The 21,133-nt window shown below is 41.8% G+C and carries 25 protein-coding genes; 7 read left to right on the top strand and 18 right to left on the bottom strand.

Annotated elements, in window-relative coordinates; all coding sequences use genetic code 11:
• Nucleotides 1-88: 88 nt before the first annotated feature.
• Nucleotides 89-859 (top strand): ABC transporter ATP-binding protein, encoded by a 771-nt coding sequence (locus H8S17_RS05965; protein WP_186866598.1) that lies wholly within the window; start codon nucleotides 89-91, stop codon nucleotides 857-859.
• Nucleotides 849-1,652, top strand: a complete 804-nt coding sequence (locus H8S17_RS05960) for an ABC transporter permease (RefSeq protein WP_186866597.1) — start codon at nucleotides 849-851, stop codon at nucleotides 1,650-1,652. The genes H8S17_RS05965 and H8S17_RS05960 overlap by 11 nt, the downstream gene beginning before the upstream one ends.
• Nucleotides 1,653-1,690: 38 nt before the next feature.
• On the opposite strand, the gene H8S17_RS05955 is transcribed toward H8S17_RS05960, so the two are convergent.
• The 15 genes from H8S17_RS05955 to H8S17_RS05885 all read right to left on the bottom strand — a co-directional run bounded on the left by H8S17_RS05955 (nucleotide 1,691) and on the right by H8S17_RS05885 (nucleotide 16,337).
• The gene (locus H8S17_RS05955; protein WP_186866596.1) at nucleotides 1,691-5,575 is read right to left on the bottom strand and encodes a CotH kinase family protein; all 3,885 of its coding nucleotides are present in this window, start codon (nucleotides 5,573-5,575) and stop codon (nucleotides 1,691-1,693) included.
• Between the two features lie 11 nt (nucleotides 5,576-5,586).
• Nucleotides 5,587-6,258, bottom strand: coding sequence for a 4'-phosphopantetheinyl transferase family protein (locus tag H8S17_RS05950; RefSeq protein WP_186866595.1), 672 nt, complete (start codon nucleotides 6,256-6,258; stop codon nucleotides 5,587-5,589).
• Nucleotides 6,259-6,263: 5 nt separating this feature from the next.
• Nucleotides 6,264-6,593: a hypothetical protein gene (locus H8S17_RS05945; RefSeq protein WP_178051905.1), complete on the bottom strand. Its 330-nt coding sequence runs from the start codon at nucleotides 6,591-6,593 to the stop codon at nucleotides 6,264-6,266.
• Nucleotides 6,594-6,868: 275 nt separating this feature from the next.
• A complete protein-coding gene (locus tag H8S17_RS05940; protein ID WP_117613365.1) occupies nucleotides 6,869-8,173 on the bottom strand; it encodes a tyrosine-type recombinase/integrase in 1,305 nt (434 codons plus the stop codon).
• A 3-nt stretch (nucleotides 8,174-8,176) separates the two neighbouring features.
• Entirely contained in the window at nucleotides 8,177-8,413 is a 237-nt protein-coding gene (locus tag H8S17_RS05935) for a MerR family transcriptional regulator (RefSeq protein WP_065532041.1), read from the bottom strand.
• Between the two features lie 422 nt (nucleotides 8,414-8,835).
• Entirely contained in the window at nucleotides 8,836-9,096 is a 261-nt protein-coding gene (locus H8S17_RS05930; protein WP_022263773.1) for a helix-turn-helix domain-containing protein, read from the bottom strand.
• The gene (locus H8S17_RS05925; RefSeq protein ID WP_065532039.1) at nucleotides 9,077-9,517 is read right to left on the bottom strand and encodes an RNA polymerase sigma factor; all 441 of its coding nucleotides are present in this window, start codon (nucleotides 9,515-9,517) and stop codon (nucleotides 9,077-9,079) included. Before H8S17_RS05925 ends, H8S17_RS05930 begins: the two co-directional genes overlap by 20 nt.
• A gap of 464 nt (nucleotides 9,518-9,981) precedes the next feature.
• On the bottom strand, nucleotides 9,982-10,941 hold the full coding sequence (locus H8S17_RS05920) for a D-alanyl-D-alanine carboxypeptidase family protein (RefSeq protein WP_005422939.1): 960 nt from the start codon (nucleotides 10,939-10,941) through the stop codon (nucleotides 9,982-9,984).
• 44 nt (nucleotides 10,942-10,985) lie between these two features.
• Nucleotides 10,986-11,477 carry a hypothetical protein gene (locus tag H8S17_RS05915; RefSeq protein ID WP_227235243.1) on the bottom strand — a complete coding sequence of 164 codons (492 nt, stop codon included), beginning with the start codon at nucleotides 11,475-11,477 and terminating at the stop codon, nucleotides 10,986-10,988.
• 29 nt (nucleotides 11,478-11,506) lie between these two features.
• Nucleotides 11,507-12,694, bottom strand: a complete 1,188-nt coding sequence (locus H8S17_RS05910; RefSeq protein WP_005422943.1) for an ABC transporter permease — start codon at nucleotides 12,692-12,694, stop codon at nucleotides 11,507-11,509.
• Complete coding sequence (locus tag H8S17_RS05905) at nucleotides 12,684-13,397, bottom strand: ABC transporter ATP-binding protein (RefSeq protein WP_005422944.1); 714 nt, start codon at nucleotides 13,395-13,397, stop codon at nucleotides 12,684-12,686. The genes H8S17_RS05910 and H8S17_RS05905 overlap by 11 nt, the downstream gene beginning before the upstream one ends.
• A gap of 8 nt (nucleotides 13,398-13,405) precedes the next feature.
• On the bottom strand, nucleotides 13,406-14,242 hold the full coding sequence (locus H8S17_RS05900) for an efflux RND transporter periplasmic adaptor subunit (RefSeq protein WP_005422947.1): 837 nt from the start codon (nucleotides 14,240-14,242) through the stop codon (nucleotides 13,406-13,408).
• Between the two features lie 146 nt (nucleotides 14,243-14,388).
• Nucleotides 14,389-15,477: a sensor histidine kinase gene (locus H8S17_RS05895; RefSeq protein ID WP_005422949.1), complete on the bottom strand. Its 1,089-nt coding sequence runs from the start codon at nucleotides 15,475-15,477 to the stop codon at nucleotides 14,389-14,391.
• Nucleotides 15,464-16,162 (bottom strand): VanR-ABDEGLN family response regulator transcription factor, encoded by a 699-nt coding sequence (vanR, locus tag H8S17_RS05890; RefSeq protein ID WP_186866594.1) that lies wholly within the window; start codon nucleotides 16,160-16,162, stop codon nucleotides 15,464-15,466. The genes H8S17_RS05895 and vanR overlap by 14 nt, the downstream gene beginning before the upstream one ends.
• The gene (locus H8S17_RS05885; RefSeq protein WP_005422953.1) at nucleotides 16,155-16,337 is read right to left on the bottom strand and encodes a helix-turn-helix domain-containing protein; all 183 of its coding nucleotides are present in this window, start codon (nucleotides 16,335-16,337) and stop codon (nucleotides 16,155-16,157) included. Before H8S17_RS05885 ends, vanR begins: the two co-directional genes overlap by 8 nt.
• A gap of 160 nt (nucleotides 16,338-16,497) precedes the next feature.
• Here H8S17_RS05885 and H8S17_RS05880 point away from each other — a divergent pair, with 160 nt between their 5' ends.
• The 5 genes from H8S17_RS05880 to H8S17_RS05860 all read left to right on the top strand — a co-directional run bounded on the left by H8S17_RS05880 (nucleotide 16,498) and on the right by H8S17_RS05860 (nucleotide 19,428).
• Nucleotides 16,498-16,857: a helix-turn-helix transcriptional regulator gene (locus tag H8S17_RS05880; protein ID WP_173907081.1), complete on the top strand. Its 360-nt coding sequence runs from the start codon at nucleotides 16,498-16,500 to the stop codon at nucleotides 16,855-16,857.
• A gap of 244 nt (nucleotides 16,858-17,101) precedes the next feature.
• A complete protein-coding gene (locus tag H8S17_RS05875; RefSeq protein WP_005422959.1) occupies nucleotides 17,102-17,431 on the top strand; it encodes a plasmid mobilization protein in 330 nt (109 codons plus the stop codon).
• Nucleotides 17,392-18,732 (top strand): relaxase/mobilization nuclease domain-containing protein, encoded by a 1,341-nt coding sequence (locus tag H8S17_RS05870; RefSeq protein WP_117688306.1) that lies wholly within the window; start codon nucleotides 17,392-17,394, stop codon nucleotides 18,730-18,732. Before H8S17_RS05875 ends, H8S17_RS05870 begins: the two co-directional genes overlap by 40 nt.
• 92 nt (nucleotides 18,733-18,824) lie before the next feature.
• Nucleotides 18,825-19,055: a helix-turn-helix domain-containing protein gene (locus H8S17_RS05865; protein WP_117688307.1), complete on the top strand. Its 231-nt coding sequence runs from the start codon at nucleotides 18,825-18,827 to the stop codon at nucleotides 19,053-19,055.
• 4 nt (nucleotides 19,056-19,059) lie between these two features.
• A complete protein-coding gene (locus H8S17_RS05860; RefSeq protein WP_005928622.1) occupies nucleotides 19,060-19,428 on the top strand; it encodes a DUF6050 family protein in 369 nt (122 codons plus the stop codon).
• Between the two features lie 177 nt (nucleotides 19,429-19,605).
• Here H8S17_RS05860 and H8S17_RS05855 read toward each other — a convergent pair whose 3' ends face one another.
• Genes H8S17_RS05855 through H8S17_RS05845 form a run of 3 tightly spaced genes read right to left on the bottom strand, consistent with a single transcriptional unit; the run spans nucleotide 19,606 to nucleotide 21,130 of the window.
• On the bottom strand, nucleotides 19,606-19,971 hold the full coding sequence (locus tag H8S17_RS05855; RefSeq protein WP_117688308.1) for a cysteine-rich VLP domain-containing protein: 366 nt from the start codon (nucleotides 19,969-19,971) through the stop codon (nucleotides 19,606-19,608).
• Nucleotides 19,968-20,180: a transposon-transfer assisting family protein gene (locus H8S17_RS05850; RefSeq protein WP_117688309.1), complete on the bottom strand. Its 213-nt coding sequence runs from the start codon at nucleotides 20,178-20,180 to the stop codon at nucleotides 19,968-19,970. The genes H8S17_RS05855 and H8S17_RS05850 overlap by 4 nt, the downstream gene beginning before the upstream one ends.
• The gene (locus tag H8S17_RS05845) at nucleotides 20,177-21,130 is read right to left on the bottom strand and encodes a hypothetical protein (protein ID WP_117688310.1); all 954 of its coding nucleotides are present in this window, start codon (nucleotides 21,128-21,130) and stop codon (nucleotides 20,177-20,179) included. Before H8S17_RS05845 ends, H8S17_RS05850 begins: the two co-directional genes overlap by 4 nt.
• Nucleotides 21,131-21,133 lie beyond the last annotated feature (3 nt).

Genomic DNA, 21,133 nt, shown 5'->3' with positions numbered 1-21,133 from the left:
TTTGCGAACTGTATCTATTTTACCTTATGTGTCAAAAAATAGCAACCGACATAAACTACATTATATACACAAAAAGGCGGGAACATTCATGGAACCTCTGATCACATGTAATCATGTTAATTATACTTACCACACATTACAGGGAGAAACGCCTGCACTGCGCAACATTGATTTTCAGGTAAAAAAAGGGGAATTTGTAAGTATTGTCGGCCCATCAGGCTGCGGAAAATCTACACTTTTATCACTTTTATGTGGTCTGTTAGAACCGGAATCCGGCACGATCGAATTTTGCGGAGAACCTCTGTCTAATAAAAACCGTTCTAATATCGGGTATATGTTACAGCATGACCATCTCTTTGAGTGGCGGAGCGTTAGAAAAAATATTCTTCTTGGTCTTGAAATACAAAAGAAATTATCACCAGAAAGCATACAGGAAGCTGACCATCTGCTCAAACTCTATGGTCTTTATCCATTTAAAGATGCAAAACCCTCGCAGCTTTCGGGTGGAATGCGCCAGCGTGCCGCACTGATCCGTACATTGCTTCTGCATCCTGAATTACTTTTATTAGATGAACCGTTTTCCGCTCTTGACTACCAGACACGCTTACAGGTCAGCGATGATATTGGAAGTATCATCAGAAATTCAAAAAAAACAGCAATCCTTGTCACACATGACCTGTCCGAAGCTGTCAGTCTTGGTGACCGGATCATCGTGCTGACGGCCGTTCCGGCAATGGTAAAAAAGATCATCACGACAGATTTCCCAAAAGACATGTCACCGTTAGAGCGTCGGAATACCAGTGAATTTAAGGATTATTTTAATCTTATCTGGAAGGAGTTAAACCCCCATGAACCATAATCATCTATCAGCGGCTCAGATTGCCTATGTCAATGCTCACAAAGTACATAAGATCAAGATCCAGCTATACCGTTTTGGCATACTATTTTTATTTCTGGTATTATGGGAAGGCAGTACTCGCATGGGACTTGTGGATGATTTTATCTTCAGCAGTCCATCAAAATTACTGTTATGTTTTTGCCGCATGACAAAAGAAAATACTTTATTTTATCATATCGTCATCACATTGGCAGAAACGCTGATCAGTTTCTTTCTGGTTATGGTCACTTCCCTGCTTGTCACGATCCTGCTCTGGTACAGTAAAACACTTACCGAAACACTTGATCCTTACCTTGTTGTATTAAACAGCCTGCCAAAATCTGCACTCGCACCGCTTCTGATCGTATGGCTGGGTGCCAATTACAAAACGATCATTTTAACCGGTATGTCAGTTGCTATATTTGGTACCATATTAAATCTGTACATCGGATTCCGTGAAGTCGATCCTGAAAAACTAAAATTAATCCAGACATTAGGCGGCAGTAAAAATCATGCACTCTTAAAAGTGATCCTGCCGGCGAATCTTGTCAATATCATCGGTTTGATGAAAAGCAATATCGGCCTTTGCCTTGTCGGTGTGATCATTGGGGAGTTTATCGCCTCGAAATGCGGTCTGGGATATCTGATCATCTATGGCAGCCAGATCTTTAAATTAGACTGGGTGATCCTATCCATTCTGATCTTATGTATCATTGCCATGGGACTTTACGGTGCGATCCGTATATTAGAAAAATGGTATCAGAAACATATGTAAAATAAAGCCGGCAGTTTTTTCCTGCCGGCTCTGTCTTATTATTTTACTTTAATCTTTTTTGTCACTTTGTATTTTCCACAGCGGATCGTCACTTTTGCCGTTCCTTTTTTCTTCTTTGCTTTTAAGGTGACTTTCTTTTTATCTGCTTTTGTAACCTTTAACAATTTTTTGCCTGTTTTATCTAAGGATACTTTTACCTTACCGGAAATACCTGTGATCTTTAATTTTAAGGTAATCGATTTTTTCCGTTTTACAGATGATCTGCCTGTCACTTTGATCGACGGCTTCGTTGTTTTAACTGTTGTCGAAGGCCCTGACTGACTGCTATCCGTTGTTCCTGTCTGATTATTATTGTCAGAACTGGTCGTATCACCTGTTGCCGGCTTATTATCTGGAGCAGCTATATCGCCTGTGTCTGGTTTTTTATCCGGATCGGTCGTATCGCCTGCGTCCGGTTTTTTATCCGGATCGGTCGTATCGCCTGTGTCCGGTTTTTTATCCGGATCGGTCGTATCGCCTGTGTCCGGTTTTTTATCCGGATCGGTCGTATCGCCTGTGTCTGGTTTTTTATCCGGATCACTTGTGAGCTTCTTCGTAAAATTGATGAAATTCGTGATGTTACTCAGGTAATTTTTCTGTGTATTTAATGCAAGTACCTGTAATGTATTTCTTACATCGCTCTGTGTTTCTAACTGGCTGTCAGAAAGAACTGCCTGTGCCTTTCCTGATGTAAGTGCAAGGAAATTACTGCCATCTTCTGCTTTCAGCGGCTTTCCATTGATAAGCAGTTCCACATATGCGGCCTCGCTGTCAGATACATTGATATCGACAATGGTCTTTCCGGTTGTTTCGTCGGTATGCTGTGTAATGGCAACCTTATCGGAAACAGTATTGCCAAGTGATCTGTACAGATCTTCTACACTTGTAAACTGCTGATCCATCCAGTTTACACGCTTTGTGATAAATGTTTTTAAGGAAGCTACTGCATCGTGGTATGTCTGGCTGTTCGTATACTGTTTTTCTCCATTGACATATGCAAATCCACTGTAATTACGATAAGAATATGACCACTTATCATCATTTGCAAGAGAGGCTGTTTCGTATTTCTTTTCTAAGGTATCAATCCTGCCGCCGTCTTTGATCATATCTTCTATGACAGTCGGACGGTTCTTCTGATAGGTTTCATATGCCTTTGTCACAAAATACGGATCTTTGACAAGATAACGGTTCCATTGCTTTGACTGGTAAGACTGCTCACAAAAACCGCCCTGTCCGGTTGAGATACCCGTTAAAGTCGTATGCCAGTTATCTACTACAAACGGTCCTGTCATACTGTACATATTGATATTTCCAAATGCCCAGTCATAATCCCAGACAGGTCCCATCTTTGCTTTTCCGGTAAGGTCTTTATACAGATAGGTGCTGTTTTTCATGGAATCCCAGTTATTTGTATATTCGCAGACCAGCCAGTACTGAACCAGTGAATCCATATCAAAAAGATCTGTATAATTGATCTCATTTCCCTCATAAGTAGTCATGTAGTCTTCACTTTTTAAAGAAGCTTCATAGGTGTTGATATAATTTGATGCATAAGCCATCATTGCAGGACTTGTCTTTGCATATTCCGGTGCCCTGAAAAACATTGGTATTCCATTTGAGGACCGGAATGTCGAGATATATTTATCGGCATAAGAAGAATAGGTACTCCGAAAATCCATATCCAGCATAAATCCACCTGTCACTTCAGGGATTGTATCTTTGTAATAGTCTGCAATCTGATAAGTCTTGTTCTGGAAAGTAAAAGAACCGTTTAACCAGCTATAATCCTGTTCCATTGCTGTTTTCAGAGCATCTTCATTGACTGAAGCATCTTTCTTACTGATTTTCTTTGCAATCGTACCTGCAAGATCTTCCCAGTCAAATACATTGACACGGTCGGATGCTACGCGCAGATGCTCCGCAAGTTCATAGATACCCTGATACTCTCCATTTAAGATCAGAACGACATCCGTATCTGATACGGCATATTCCATACCGATATCTTTTGCAAACTCATTCACCAGCTCATTTCTCATATTCGTATGGTCGATCATATTTGCAAGCAGTACCCAGTGCTTACTTTTTCCGGCTCCAAGACCTAACAGATTGGCTTTGGATGCTAATTTTAATTTGTAGGGCCGTTTTACACCCTGATTGACAGATTCTGTCCATGTGGAATTTCCTCTGCCTTTGATCGTGGTATCACCTTCATACCAGTATTTTGACTGGGAAAATTCATCATTTCCCTGTACTTTTATCGCAGCAGCTTCTGCAACGGTATTGCTGTCAACGGATGTACCGTCTACAGTATCGATATAAATGACCGGAAGTTCGCTGCAATAAGTTTTTAAATCCCAGCTGCAGATACCATCGGAACTTTCAATATTCACTTCGATGAATTTTTCCAAATCATTTTCCGTTGGTGTATAGCTGTTTTTTGTATTTTCTATTGTTGTTCCGTCAATCTTCCATATATAGGTAAACTGTTCATCTTCTGCTGCATTATCTATCGTAACTGTAAGCGGTGTACCGACCTTTGCATAGCCTTCACTAAATGCAGCGTTTTTCTGGATGGAACTTGTGACTGTGATCCGGTAGGTCTTTTGAAATCCTGAGGGAGTCGTTGCTGTCAGGATTACAAGTGTATTTGTCGGAATCTGGTCTGTATTTGGAACTGCCTGACCTCCTGAAATCGTCAGAACTTTTTCATTACTGCTTGTCCATGTCAGTGGGATGTCTGCTGTCTCAAGCGGCAGAGTGATCGGCTTTGATACTGATTTCTCACTCTCTCCATCTACATACTCTAAGGATAAACCTGATAGATAGATCATTTCAGCGGCACTTGACTGATAACAGATAGATGGCATAAAATAACAATTCTCTTTTGCCGTCCAGATCTCAGAAGAAAATCCTTCCGGCAGACTGCCGCTTTTTAATACTGCTTCTGAAATGGCAGATGCTTCACCATTCTCTGTCGATAATTCTTTTCCATCAATATAATAGCAGTTAGAAACTGTTGATACACATGCCTGATTTCCTGCTTCTGCTGCTGCAATACCATATCCGTTATATCCATCATACTGTACAGAACCTGTATTGATACACTGTGATACTGTACCACAGGCAGATTTTGCGATTCTTCCAATGATACCGCCTGCATAGAGCAGATCTGTCCGGCTGCCGTTTGCATTAATATCCGCTCCGTTATAGCAGTTAGTAATATAAATATTACTATTGTCTACTTTTGTGTTATCTATGTCTGTACGACATTCACCGATCAGGCCGCCGGTTCCAACGGTGTCATTCTGTCTGGATGGATTACTTTCAATCTGTCCGTTTAAAACTGCAACCTGATCGATCTTCGCATATCCATTGACCTCACCGGCTAATGTTCCGATCGTAGAATATCCACTTGAAAAATCTGTTTTAATATTTACATCTGTAAAGATCAGATTTTTTACAATGGCATAATCATCTGCACTTCCACCAGCGATCACACTGAACAGCCCGACCTGTGCATATTTTCCAGCAGACACTGTACCATCTAAATCGATCGTCAAGCCTTTGATCACATGACCATTTCCGTCAAATGTACCGGAAAATACATTTGCTTCTTTGGCACTGATCGTTCCCTTTGTTCCGACATATCCGCCTGCCGGTGTCCACTTCATTGTGCTTAAATCAATATCGCCGGCTAATTCATAATCTCCATTCATCGGATACTTTTTATCTGTACCGATCTTTGCTAAATCCTCTGCTGTAGAAATAACAATCACATCCGACGATGTTTCTTCTGCTGCTACCATCTGTACACTTGTCAGAACCATTGTCACAGATAGAAACAGTGAACAAAATCTTTTTTTCAATTTCTTCCCTGAATACATATGCGTCCTCCTTACCATGCAGGTTTCTCATATTCCTGCCAGATGACCTCTCTCCCTGTTTTAATATCGCCCTTTTTTATGGACAATGCCATAATCAATTCATTTTCCAGATACAGACTAGACGTACTGCCTTTCTCACCAGATTTTAAAACTGTGAAAGGTTTTTGCCTGTCCGATACCACCCCTAATGCAAAATCAATCGTATTCAGCGGCATTCGGATTCCTTCGCCTGTCATTTTGACATAACTCTCTTTTAGCGTCCACAAATGCAAAAAACGTTTCGTTCCTTCTAACGATAACTGCTGATCACAGCTGTACATCTGCCTGTCTGCAAAAACATATTGCAATTCTCTTTTGCTGCAGCATTTTTTTACTGCAGGCAGACCGATTTTCCGCATACTCTCTACATCGATACCTACCGGATACCGGCATACTGCCACGCATACTGCCTGTCTGCAATGGCTGATATTAAAATAACAGTTTTCCGCCTCTTTATAATATGGCTTTCCATATGAAGTCCTGCCTACCGCTTCTTCTTTCAATTCCATCTGAAAAAAATCTAAAAAACTCTGTTTTAACATCCACATTGCCAGTTTCTTCTGATAAGAATACAACTCTCTGTTCTCTAATGCCAGATCTTTCAGCCGGGTATAACTGACCTTGCAGACTGCCTGTTCTTCCATCACTGTTATTCCTCAATAAAATGCAGTGCTAAAATCGCAGTTGCGTAAACAATACATGCAAGGACGATAAAGACAAGCTGTGTACATAAAATACCTGCGGTCACTTCTGCTGCGAGGATCATCACATGTACCCAGATTGGCAGATTATGCAGGCATACAGCGATCAATGTTTCTAAAATTACGATACTGCATACCATTACGACCGGAAGTTCACACATCATAATGCCAAGCAATATCATAATGATCGTGATCACAGCAAAGGAACAGATTGCGATCAGCGGAATATTATCTTCTTCCTCCTGTTTGTTTAACTTTTGATTTGTTTCAGTGCCCATACCTTTTCCCCTTTCGGTTAGTCTTTTCCTTAATTATATCATAGATTTTATATAAAAAATAGTAGAATTTTTCTCTCTCGCACAAGATGAATAGAAGCCCGTTAAGGGATAGGAAAACGCCGAAAACCCGCATGAACACTACGTTTTTGTGAGTTGTCGGCGTTTCTTTTACCCTCTGTTTTCATGGTGCTTTTTCCGTAAATGGTGCCCAAATGGTGCCCAAATTCCACGCGGGCATATAAAAGGTTGTAAAGAGCAGTAAAGAGATACAGCGGTTAAAGGTCTATTTCGCTGTGTTTTTTCTTTGCTGCCCGTTTTCCTTTTTTCGGCTCGGCTTCCTTTGGTTTCTCCGGGGCTGCTTTTTCCACCGCGCTATGGTAAGCGTCCAAAACTTCTTTTTTTCGTTCAAGCCGCACGTCCACATAACGGGCGGTAACAGCTTCAAAGTTCATGGAAAGCCCAAGCGACGCGCCGATACCCGCAAGCGTATGCCCCAAGACTTCGCCAACCGTATAGAAGTCGCCTGTCAGTTGGTGCATATTGGTCGCTGCCGTATGTCGTAAATCGTGAAAACGAATGTGCGGCATATCCAAATCTTCAAGCAGCTTTCCAAATTGAGAGGACACCCACGACGCGGCGATAGGTGCGCCGTCCGGCTTTGCTACAACAAGGTCATTGTCATAGTAAGGCTTTCCGTCTTTTGCTGCCTGTTCTTTCTGTACTTCCTGCATGGCAAGCTGTTTGAGGAAGAACGGGCGGGCAAGCTCCGTAATGGGTAGCTTTCTGCCGTTGGATTTCGGCGGTGCCATTTCTTCAATGACTTTTGTTTTTGGCGGTACCTTGAAAGGTAGCTGCTCGGTAACATCAAAGGTGTTGTTCTCCAAATCCACATTGCGCCAACGCAAGCCTAAGATTTCAGAACGGCGCATACCGTAAAGCCCGCCCAAGATAACAGGCATTTCCCAAACAGTACCCTCGACGCGCTGCATTAAGGCTTTCACCTGTTCCGGCGTGTAAGGGTCAGGGGTCTTGTCGCCTTTCCCAAACTTCGTAAGGGTATCTTTTGCCGCGTTGGTTTCGATATAGCGGTATTTGCGGGCATGGCTCAACGCCACACTCAAAACACGTTTTGCCCCGGCTGCGGTGGACGGCTTCAAGCCTTTGTCTATAATCTGCTGAAACATCTTGTCTACCATAGCAGGGGTAAGCTGATTGAGGGTAACGCCGCCGATATACGGATTGATATAGTTTGCAATCGTCTTTTTATACCCGTCATAAGTAGAGGGGCGCAAGTTCACTCTTGCATAGCTTTCCACCCAGTCATTGAGATAGGCAGCGACAGTCTGTTTCCTCTGTGAAGTAATAGAAGCAACTTGCCCCGGATTTTGGAGCTTCGTTTTCATTTCCGCTTCATGCTGTGCTGCTTCCTTTTTGGTGGCAAAGCCCTTTTTTGCATACGACTTCTTTTTTCCGTCCGGGGCGGTGTACTTTATGTTTACGTCGTAGACTGTGCCGGGTCGTCCGGTCAGTACGCCGTTGCTGTCGCGTTTGTTTTTTACCTGTCTTGTTGAGATTGCCATAACTTAACCCCCTTGCTCTGCCGGGGGCTTTACGGCGGTTTTCGCTCGCTCGTACCAATCCCATATAGCGGTATCGGCAATCAAGCGGCGGTTTCCGTTTTGAACGTATTCCAGTTCGCCGTTATCCATAAGCTCGCGTAATTTATTTTCTCCAATACCGCTAACCTTGCTCATTTGCTCTACTGTTTTCAGCATAGGCAAAACAGGGGCGGCATGGTTTGTAGTTTCCTTTTTAGCCATAGGAATACCCCCTTTCAAAATGGCTCAAAGGTATGTTTTTGAATAAAAGGGGCTTTAATCGAACGGCTATTAGCATAGCTCCACGAGAATTTCACTCCTGCGTGGTTCTCACGCAGCCCTACCCATTGCCTGCGACGCTTCTAACGCTCGGACTGTGGCTGTAAGGGAGTATCATTATCCCTCTTGTGTGTCGTCGCCCGCAAGCTGCTGACTTGCTTTGCGGTGTAGTGTTGTTCGCTCGTTCCCGAAAGGGAAGTCATGGCGCACCCGCCGTATGGCTCGGCACAAAAGGAACGTATCCGATTTGCCCTATACTGCGTCGCCGTTCTCTTGCGCCGCTTTCTTTTTCAAAGAACAAGATGGCTGTTCTGCTTGCCGTAAAACGGAAAAGGGGTTACAAGACGTTTTACGGTCATGCTCAACTATTCATCAGCCCGAAATGTGAGGATAGCCCTCATCAGTCTTGCTTGCAGCCGTTCCCGTATGTCCTCGTCAACGCCATAGTAGACGTTGCCGCGCTCGTCGTAGAGCTTCCGCATGGACAGGCTCGCTATGTAGCCGCTGAAATGCTGCAAGACTATTTTCATAGCGTCCGGGTCGCCTTTGCTCGCCGCCACAATGACGGGATAGGGAACAAGGGCGATTTCCGGGTAGTCGGATTGTTTACCATTCTTCCCATTCATCAGCGTGTCCCTCCAAATATTTCTTTAACAGTTCAAAAGAGCTTGTCCGTCTGTACTGTATCGTGCTGCGCGACGTATTGAACATCTTTCCGATTTCCACGTCGGTCATGCCCTCGAAATAGTACAGCAGGATAGCAGTCCTTTTTTCCTCCGGCAAAGTGCGGATTGCTTCAAGCAGCAGTTTCGGGGTTATCTCTTTTCCTGCCATTTGATAACGCGGTTCAGCTTCTTCGTCTTGAAAATACTTGTCAACGGTGTAAAGCTGCCGTTCCTCATGCAAGGCAAGGTCGCAAAACGATACTTCCCGTTTCCTGCGTCGCCGGATTTCGTCGTGGGCGTTGCACGCTTCGTTGTGCAGCACCCGTTTACAGAAACTTTGAAAGGCACATTGCTTTTGAAATTCTCTGCGATTAGGTTCCATGTTCTCACCTCCTTTCTGTCGAAAGGTGGTAGTACCTCCCCTTTTCGCGTGATAATACAGACGACTTTTTCAAACGCCGGACGAAAGCAAAAATTTCTTTGAAAAAAGTTCTGTAAAATGCAAAATGCGCCCATCTGCAAGGCGCAGACAGACGCAAAGGAAACATAAAAAGTATTTAGATGATGTGATTGTTCATCTTTATGCCCGAAATACCCCGTTGCAGGGGATAGACTTTTTTTGATAATTGGGGGAATGTCGATTTGTGTCGATAAGTTGATAAGTGCATGGCGGCTACCTCCTAAAGCCGCCATGCCTTTACATGGTAGAGGGTCGTCGTTGGAATTTAGATGGATAAAAAGAAACGGCGGCTCTGATAATCAAAGCCGCCGAAATAGAGTAGGCGCGTGAAAATGTGTCTGCTCTGCGACGGCTTTTTTTCTTTTGCCGTCGTCCGGCAGATGAAATCATTTAGTTAAATAGTCAGATTCATCTATTGTTTTAAGAATATAATTCACATCATCATATCTTGAAGAATCCGATTGAGAGCCTAAACTACATATTAAAAATTCCTTTCCATGTTGTTGATAAAGAACAACTAAATTATAGTCATTAGATAAGGAACCTGTCTTGATACCTTTAACATTTTCATTGTAATATTCTGATGTTTGGTCAAGAAAAGTATTAGTATTCCTCCATGTCTGCGTACTTCCGTCAGGTAAAGTAGCTGTATAATTACTCTTTGAAACAATATCTCTAAACCATTGCTTCTCTAAAAGGTGAGTAGATACTGATTTTAGGTCTGAAACGGTAGTGAGAGCATTGACATCATATCCGCTTGGGTCATATAAAATTGTGTTTTCATACCCTTGATTTTGTAAGTAATTATTTAGATGTTCCATAAAAACATTAATACGTTCTTGACTATTCTTAGCTTGTGGTGAAAGAATAGAACCACAATAATCCGCGACTACATAAGCAGCGTCATTTCCAGATGGAACCAACATGGCAGCAAACAAATTGTGGAGAAAATATTTTTTCGCGTCTATATTCGCAACAGATGAACCAGGTTTAGTTAATTGGATTGCTTCATAATTTGCAGGAACAATACTATCTAAATCCGCAAGTGTTGCTGCGTATTCAATGACAAATAATTTGGCTAAGCTGGCAGGAAGCTGTTGCTCGTTTTCTCGCTTTGAAATAAATATATTGTCATTAGAAAGGTCAACTAATATGAGGGATTTTGCATTATAAAAATCTTGAAAGAAAATTCCATTCAGCCAAGAGTTGATTTTATTCTTCTCATTGCGAAAATTGTCAGGTTTCATTGCCCACGGTATGAAAAATACACCTGCTATCGTTACAGCAGTAAGGAAAACAAAAAATATTCCGAAACGAGACGTCCTTCTCTTGTATTTTCTTTTCATAAATTGCACCTCCGACAGTAATCAGTCAGATTTAATAGGTAAATCTAATTGGCATAATTTGCTCTTATACTTTCTGTAAATCCAGAGGGGTCACCTAATTTTGCTTTATCTATATTTTCGCGCAAATAATTACGAGTTGCGTCATCACACCGGTCTATTCCCATATATGGCATGTCGAAGGCTTTTTCCAATTCTTCTAATGCTTTTTCGGCTCGCTCTGGATCTGTATTATAAGTATCAAGCCATTCTTTCATCCATGAATATTCCCACAAATAAGAAGCTCTCGTTTCTCCATAACCAACCTGAAAGGAAGCTCCTGTATCTTCATCTTCCAGTTTATCAGGAAGTGCAATGCCATCAGGCCAATTCAAACTGTCAATGGTTGCAAGATATTCTTCTTCAATGTGTGCAAAATCCGTGAGTCCTCTTGAAGTAGAATTTGTTTCAGAATTTGAACAACCTGTAAACATCAGACATACCAATAAAGAAAGCATTGCTCCTAAAAAAATCGTTGTTTTCATAGATAATATTTTCATGTTTTTCCTCCAATTTTATAAAATTTATTTTATCTAAGCGCCAATGCAGGTTCAAGCTTTGCAGCTTTTAACGCTGGCAATAGTCCTCCAAGCAACGCTACAACAACGGATGTTATAACAGCTACCACTGCCGAAAGAATAGGATATTCCAGTGCCGCTACGGGAGAATCCACAGGCAGAAATAACCCCATGCCTTGAACCAAGAAAAAGGATATCAGGATTGAAACAATACAAACAAACACTGATATAGTTAATTGTGCGCCTAACACTAAAGTAACAATATTCGCACGAGAAGCGCCAATCGCCCGTCTAATTAGTAATTCGTGAGTACGTTGTTCCAAGGATGATAACCCTATGTTAATTTGTCCTAATACAGAAACAAATAACAATAAAAATGATGTTACCAAAAGTCCTAATTGAAGTACAGAAAGTACGGAATTATAAGTATCTCCAATATCACTTTTCCCTATGATATCCAAATTTCCTCCTATTGTATCTTCTAAAATGTCATGTAATGACGAATACATCTGTCTCATGGTAATTCCCGCTTCTGAATGCCAATGAACAGTTGCATTTTTTACTTTCCACATATTCGGAACAAGTAGTTCTATTGAATGGGCGTCAAGATATACAGTTGGTATATCTGTCCCGTCATTCACAGTACCTACCACATTAAATGGTGTTAATGAAAGACTACTTTCTACATTTCCAACAGCATATGAAGTATCAAAATAATTCTGTGCTGCTTTATTTACTACCATGCACAGAGTTTTATTTATTTCCGAAGAATCAAACCAATCCCCTGATGACATAGGCAAATTATAGATTTTGTTATATGTGCTTGTAGTAAAAACAACATCTACGGGTACAGTCTTTTTGTAAACAGTGTCACTTATGTCTTGTAGAGAAGAGACAGACGCTACTGGAGCAACTGTTATCTCTTCCAGCATGGAAAAGGTAACAGCCACAAAATGATCAGTATTGTAAATTTCTCGAAAAAAATTCTCCATTTTAATGGTATCTTGAAAATCTGATCCTGTAATTGAAAAAGAATATGTAGGACTCCATCCATACATCTGTGCATTGACAGAAATCAAATATTCTTTACCAAGCGTTCCCACCAAGACAGAACTAATCATTGCAATAATTCCTACAAACATCGATATACCTGTTAAGATATTTCTTAGAGGAGAAATACGAAGGTCTTTAAGAATCATATTTAACACATTGAAGCCTCCCTCCGTCCATTTCAAAAATTGTATTACAAGTCTTTGCAATATCGAGGTCATGAGTTACTATTAAAAGCATAATGCCATTTTTAAGCACAACTTGATGTAAAAGGTCCATAATTTGTTTTCCGGTTTTTTTATCTAAAGCACCAGTAGGTTCATCACATAAAATGGCTTCCGGCGATACTGCAAGTGCGCGGGCAATCGCCACTCTTTGTTGTTCGCCTCCTGATAAATTAGATGGATAATCATTTTCTTTTCCTTCTAATCCAACACTTTGCAAAAGATTTCGTATTGCTTCTTTCCGCTGTCTTGTATTCATTTTCTTTTTGGAATAAAGTAAAGGAAGCTCAATATTTTCCCAAACTCTTAAATGTTTAATTAAAGAATAGTTTTGAAAAACAAAACCGATATTACTTGCTCGAAGCATAGATAGCTGGCTATCTGTTAAAGTGGAAACAGACATACCATTATAAAGAAATTCGCCTTGATATGAGTGGTTGAGTAAACCTATAATTGATATAAGGCTTGTTTTTCCTGAACCCGATTTGCCTACAATAGCATAGCTGTTTCCTCGCTTTAGTTCCATATTTGCTTTGTTTACAGTTACTAAGGTATCACCATTATTCAAATTAACAGTCGCTACCAAGTTTTTTATTTGAATTAAATTTCCTCCATTCGTTTTTTCCATGTTACAAATTACTCCTTACTCCTTGGGTCAAGGTTTGGGGGAATAGAAGAAATTGTATCGCCCTCATTTACACCCGACAATATTTCTATATATGCACCATCAGTTGCACCCAGCATAACTTCTGTTTGAATTTGTTTTCCGTCATTTATTACGGTTACCATTCCCTTACCTTGTCTGCCCGCAATGACTGAAAGTGGTAACAAAAGCACATCTTTTCTAGTTTCGGCTGTTATGACAACGGTAGCACTTTGTCCGGGTTTTACATCAATATCTTTTCCAATTAAACATTGCAATGTGCTTTCTGCATTTTCTGATACTGGTACTACAACTGCAATCGCTTCCGTAGGTCCCACACCATCAACTACTTGAAACTTTGCTTTTAATGCTGCATTTTCCGGCAATATTTTCAAAAAATTTTCAGCTTCAATATTGAGAGCAAAACCTGTGTACTTAGCTGTTGCTAAGGGATAATTTTTGGGAACACTCTCATTAGATGAGATAATAGAAAGAATCGTTGCGTCAACTGGGGATTTTATTTCTTCTTCAGATACTTTCCCAATCACACCACCCTCAGTAATTTTGTTGCCGGCTGAGGAACAGGCTTCAAAAGTACCCTCAACAGAAGAACATAAAACAAAATCCAAAGCCGGAATAATAGTTGTGTGAGCAGATACCGTTGGAGTAAGATTACCGCGAGTAACGGATACCGTTTCAACGGATTGTACTTTTGGATTTACGTTACTGGTTTCATTTTTCTGCTCGTCAAAACAACAGGCAGATAACACAATTATTATCATACATAGCATAGGTAACGCCATAATTCGATTTTGGTATTTCACCAACATACCTCCTTGTTATTGTATATTATATTTCGTTTAAAGATAAAAGGCTTTCACCTTGATACAATAATTATATCAAAATAAAAGCCTTAATTTTGATGATTGTTCGCAAGAAAATCCTCTTTTTTGCTACGGAATTTCTTACGATTTTCCTACGAAAGTGGAAGTGTAACTATAAATTTTATACACTCGTCTTTACTATGAGCAACAATAGTCCCCTTATGTAGTTCTACAATATGTTTCGCAATCGCAAGTCCCAATCCGGCACCACCACTTGTAGTATTTCTTGATGTGTCAACTCGGTAAAACTGCTCAAATATTAGTTTTAGTTTTTCTTCTGCGATAGGATTCCCAAAATTTTCAAAAGTAATTACAATAGTGTTCTCTTGAAGTTCTGTGGTTATTGCAACTTCTGTATCTGTATAACTGTAAATTACCGCATTACGCAAGAGATTATCGAACACACGTTGTATTTTGTTTGCGTCGCAATGTAGCATAATGTCGCTTGTACTATTGAGAGTACATTTCAAATTTTTTTCCTTTAATATGGGCTTAAATTCATAGATAAGTTGTTCTAATAAACGGGTCAAATTTATGTTGCTGTATTGTAATGTTATGTTAGATAAGTTAAATCGTGTGATTTCAAAAAACTCGTTTATCAAATCTTCAAGACGTTCTGCTTTATCAAGAGAAATAGAAAGATACTTTTCTCTTAACTCCTGTGATATTTGTTGTTCATCATCATGCAGTAGTGTTAGATAGCCAATGACGGAAGAAAGCGGCGTTTTCAAATCATGTGCAAGGTACATAATCAAATCATTCTTGCGCTGTTCATTTTCCTGTGCAAGTCGCGCATTGTTTTCTGCTTCTTGCTTTAAGCGATTTATGTTGATAGCAATTTCGCTTAGTTCCGGTGAGAGTTCAATATAATCTACTGATTTATCAAATAGTTTTCCTGTTGCAGCTTGTAACTCGTAGACATAATTAACAACCTTTTTCAAAAGTTTATAAGTCAAATACAAAATGCAAACTACCCATAATATAAGCCCTACCATATAAACATAAAGTCCCCTATATATCAGGTAGTAATGTTCCACATATCTATCCAGTACCCAAGTAAGTCCCATATCTAACGAAACCGTACACACTAAGATAATTCCCGAACAAATTACACTCTGTAAGATATAACTTTTAAACAGGATTGTAAGCAGATAATTTTGTTCATTTTTATTCAATTTCATAACCTACCCCCCAAACTGTTTTGATAAATTTTGGATTTTTGGCGGGTTCATTTAATTTTTCTCTAAGCCGCCCTATATGTGCCATTACGGTGTTGTTATTATCTAAATATTTTTCTTTCCAGATATTTTCAAATAGTTCCTCAGTTGAAACAACTTTGCCTTGATGTTCACATAAATACCAAAGGATTGAAAACTCGATAGGAGTTAAAGATATTTCTTTTCCGAACAAAAAGCATTTATGCGTGTCCTTATTGATAATCAATCCTCTAATGTCATATTCACTTTTTGGAAAAAACTGCTTTTTTGTTGGATTGTTGTACTTCTGATAGCGTCTTAACTGTGTTTTCACTCTTGCAATGACTTCAAGGGGATTAAAAGGTTTTGTTATATAATCATCGGCACCTATTGTTAGCCCCATTATTTTATCGCCATTATCAATTTTAGCTGTAAGCATAATAACAGGGAAATAATAATTTTCTCTAATTTTTTGGCAAATACGGAATCCGTCTATATCAGGAAGCATAACGTCCAATATCGCCAAATCAATTTCCGTTTTCTGAATACATTCCAATGCTTCAATTCCATTGTAATATTTGTGTACTATATAATTATCGTTTTTAAGATAAACTTCAAGTAAATCTGCTATCTCTTTTTCATCATCTACAACTAAAATTTTTTCATTCATTGTCTACACTCCTTTTTATCCTTTTATCAAATGGTTTTACTGCGCTCTTGGGTATCAACCACATATAACCGATTTTTGAAACACCAGGTATTCGATTTTCTTTACAAAGTATCTGCACACGCCGTTCAGAAATACCCCATTTTTCCGCTGCTTCGGGACAAGACATATATTCCATATCGTAACCGTCCTTTCTTCAAACATTATCAATATAATTATACTCGGATAACCGAATAATAGCAAGTACATGATATGCTCTATTTCTATCCATACTATGATGTGTGTAATCATATCTTGAAAGAGAGATGAAATATACAATGTAGTTGGGTGAAATGATTATGAAGCAGAGCAAAGAAAAGTTTGATTTTAAGGCTTTCGGACAGGCTATCAAAGCGGCAAGAAAAGCAAAGGGAATTTCCCGCAACCAGTTAGCGGATAAGCTGAACATTGCGCCGCGATATATCGCGTCCATTGAAAACAGCGGGCAGCACCCAAGTTTGCAGATTTTGTATGAGCTTGTAACCCTGCTTGACGTATCGGTAGACCAGTTCTTTTTCCCGGAACGGGAACAGGAAAAGTCCACACGCCGCCGTCAGCTTGATACCATGCTCAACGGCATGAGCGAAAAGGATTTGAAAATCCTGTCAGCTACCGCAAAAGGGATTGAGGAAGCCAACAACGAAATAACGGGGGAATAAAGTTCCCTCGTTTCTTCATAGAAAAAGCAGTTTGAAACGTCGCAGTTTGCGGCGTTTTTCTTTTGTCCTGCTTTGGCAAAATCAGATTTTCCATGTAGTAGGGATAAAGGGAGAAAGTTTCTTAGCAAGCATAGGAAAGGGGTACCCTTTCCGTATTTTCGCCCTCCTGCGCTGCGGCGCGTCGGTTGAAAATTGCTTGTTGGGAAGTGTCCCAAACCCTCGGAATGGAAAGGAGTGTGAGCCGATGAACGGCAGGAAACGGACAGTACAAATTAAATTCAGAGTAACAGAGGAAGAACGGGCGTTCATTGAACAGAAAATGCAGCTCGTCCCTACCCGGAACATGGAAGCCTACTTGCGGAAAATGGCAATCGACGGGTATATCATTCAGATAGACCATGCCGACATAAAAGCTATGACAGCGGAGATACAGAAAATCGGGGTCAATGTCAATCAGATTGCAAAGCGCGTCAATGCGACGGGCAGCGTCTACCAAGAGGATATAGAAGAAATCAAGGAGGTGCTTGCGGAGATATGGCGGTTACAAAGATTAAGCCTATTAAAAGCACGTTAAAAAAAGCCCTTGACTATATCCAAAACCCGGACAAGACGGACGGGAAAATGCTGGTGTCCTCGTTCGGGTGCAGCTATGAAACGGCAGATATTGAGTTCGGATTTACATTGTCGCAAGCTCTTGACAGAGGAAACAACCTCGCACACCATTTGATACAATCTTTTGAGCCGGGGGAAGTCGATTATGAGAAAGCCCATGAAATCGGAAAACAGCTTGCCGACGCGGTAACAAAGGGGCAATATGAATACGTCCTTACCACTCACATAGATAAAGGGCATATCCATAACCACATCATTTTTTGTGCGGTAAACTTTGTAGACTACCACAAGTATGTTTCCAACAAGCGCACCTATTACGGAATACGCAACATCAGCGACAGGCTGTGCCGGGAAAACGGCTTGTCCGTCCTTGTGCCGGAGAAAGGCGGCAAGGGAAAGAATTATGCGGTGTATAAGAAAGAGAAAACCGCCAAAGCAAAATTGAAACTTGCCGTCGATACCCTTATCCCCCAAGTGTCCGACTTTGAAGAATTGCTCGCGCGGTTACAGGCAGAAGGCTTCACAATCAAACGGGGAAAATATGTGTCCTGTTTGGTTCCGGGACAGGAACGGTTTACCCGTTTGAAAACCCTCGGCGCAGATTATACAGAGGAAGCAATCCGGGAACGGATAGAGGGCAAGCGTACCCGCACCGCCAAAGCTCCCAAGACAGAACGCGGCGTGTCCCTGCTCATTGATATTGAAAACAGTATCAAGGCGGCGCAGAGCCGGGGTTATGAACAATGGGCGAAAATCCACAATCTGAAACAGGCAGCTAAGACCATGAATTTTATTACGGAACACAAGATTGAACAATACACCGACTTGACCGCAAAAATCGCAGAGATACAGACAGAGAGCGAACAGGCGGCAGACGCATTAAAGAGCGCGGAAAAACGGCTTGCAGATATGGCGGTGCTTATCAAGAATGTTTCCACGTTCCAAAAGACAAAACCCGCCTATGACGCATACCGCAAAGCAAGAAATAAGGACAGTTACCGGGCAGCCCATGAGCGCGAAATCATCTTGCATGAAGCAGCGGCAAAGGCATTAAAGGCGGCGGGCGTTTCCAAGCTCCCGAACCTCACCGCGCTGCAATCGGAATATGAAAAGCTCCAGGAACAGAAAGAAGCCCTTTACGCCGACTATGGCAGACTGAAAAAACAGGTCAAAGAGTACGACGTTATCAAACAGAACATAGACAGCATTTTACGGCAGCCAAGAGAACCGGAACGGGAAAAAGGAAAAGAACGTGGGGAGTAGCTTTGTTCATACTTGTATGATATAATAGTTCCTATCAAAAACAGTAGTTACATACCAAAGTGATACATTTTCAGCAAAGGAAGTGTCAGAGAATGGAACAGGAAATGCCGGACTATGAAACGATACGCGCCGCCGTTGTGAGCGAAAAATGGGCGTTGGAAAAAGTGCTTGCTTGTTACGGTGACGAAATCAACCGCCTTGCAATGGTAAAAAAGCGTCAGCCGGACGGAAGCGTAAAAGAGGAAATCGACGACGATTTACGGCAAACGCTCATACTGAAACTGTTAGAAGCTATCCCACAATTCCCAATAGAAAAGGAGTGATACCATGACACGCGGGGAAATTTGGAAAGACTTTTTTAAGAGAACCGTTTTGCCCGCCGTTATCGCATTGTTTTTATTCTTCATGTTTAAGAACGTCTTTACAGAGGACGGGCAGACCAATTACTTTTATGTGTGGCTGTGCTGCGGTATTCCCTTTGGTATTCGCCGTATGTTCGTATGGCTTGTACCGCATGGGTATGACATAGCCGGAACGGTGGGTATCATTGCCCTCAACTTCATTTTGGGCGGCATTATCGGTGGGGTCATTTTGATATGGCGGCTCGTCGTGGCTGCATGGTATATCCCCCTTACGATATACCGTTTACTTACCACAGATAAGGGCGCAACCCCTCAAATCAACATGGAAAAATAGCAAAGGAAAAACCGGGACGCAGACAGTCAGTAAAGACTATCCGCGCCCCGGTTTTCTTATGGGTGCAGTTCTGAAATGTTACGCAGTAGAACGCCGTTTTTAAGGGAAAAGGTATAAAGCCCTTGCCCTATGAGGAAACGGTTGTCAGAAGCCTGTAAAACAAGGCTTTTTTCGCCCTTACCGCGTAACAAGAGCGCGCCGTTTTCTCATGCGCTCGGCTGCCTGTCTGCGGGTAATCCGCTTCCGACAGTCCGGGCAGTATTTGACGCTGTTAGAGGTGGACGCAAAGAACGCGCCGCACACGGTACATTTCTTTCTGTCCTCGGTCTGATAGAGTTCCGCATAGAGCAGCTTATCAAGAGGAAGTACGGCAATCCGAAACCACTTACAGAGCAGGGAATAGGAAATGAGCTGCGGGCATACGCAAGTGTCCCCGTCGTCCAGTAAAATACAGTTGCCATTCTCGCAGTTGCAGCACTCCTTTTTCACAAGGGTGTTTACCTTGCGGCTTTGTCGCGGCGACAGCCGCTTAATCCCGGTCATACTTCATCAGCAGGATAAACGGAAAGTTCTTTGTACTCGGCGTCGGTCAGCGCGTTCACTTTGGAAAGGGTGCGCTTTGCAAGCTCCCGTAATCCCGCGTCCATGTAAGGCAGCGCAGCGGTCATGTTCTCTATAAGCTGCGCCTTGCTTCCCTCATGGTAAATGCTCAAAAGGTTTGTTTCCTCAACAGTAAATCTATTCATGCTCATACCTCCAAATCGTGATTTTTTCTTTTTGCCGCTGCCTTTTTCGGGGCGGTTGTTTTCTTGTCTGCGGTAAGCTGCGCCCGGACAGAGGGGCGCGCTTTTCGGATATTCCGGCTTCTGTCCTCGCTTTTGTCTAAAAATGCAAAAGTGCCATGCCTGCCCTCAATCTTAGAAAAAGAAAGTGTTTTGTATGGCAGCATAGCAAACAGACGGTCGGTGTCCTTTGTAGAAGCTAACTGCATAAAGTAAGGCGAAAGCTCCACCATGAAATGTGTTTTGTTGGGGCTGTTAGGGCTGTCCTGCCGCTTCATTTCCGCTACAATGCGCTGTGCTTCGGCTTCAATCCGGCTGTCATGCAACGCGGTAATATGCGCCTTGAAATCCCCCGGCTTTAAGCGGTCATAGCTGTGCTTTTCCTCCCGCATGAGAAAATGCAATGCTTCCGGGTCATTAGGCTGCGCTTCAAAGCGTTCAAACTTCCCAAGCTGCGGGTCGGGGTTGCCGTCAAAATACATTCCGGCGGGCTGCACCCGTTCCCCATGCTCATAGAGCAGCGTGTAATTATCGGCGGGCAGAGATTTTTCGACTACTTCCCGGAAGTGCTGCGGATAGTCAAGCTCATAGAGATTGCCTTTGATTATCCCATTTTCTTTCCCGGTCAGCTCCACCGCATAGGCAAGGATTTTATCGCGGGTCTGCTCCCCATAAAACCGCCATGTGTTATGCTGCCTTGTGTCCTTTAGGAAAACGTCGCGTTCCCGGAAGCAGCACGTCCCCGACGGGCGAGAAAACCATAGCAGCCGTTTTTCTTCAGCAGCGGGTCTTGACGCTGCTTCTCGCAAAATCCGTTTGTCTATCTCAAAATCACTCTGATAGAAAGCGGTATTCTGTTTCATAATCGCTTCAAGGGAAGCGATAACGTCCACATTCTCAAACTTACTTAATTTACCCAATCG

The organism is Roseburia zhanii, from assembly GCF_014287635.1.
Lineage (GTDB): Bacteria > Bacillota > Clostridia > Lachnospirales > Lachnospiraceae > Roseburia_B > Roseburia_B zhanii.
The sequence above is the reverse complement of the archived record's forward strand: the minus strand, read 5'-3'. Positions and strand labels throughout refer to the sequence as shown.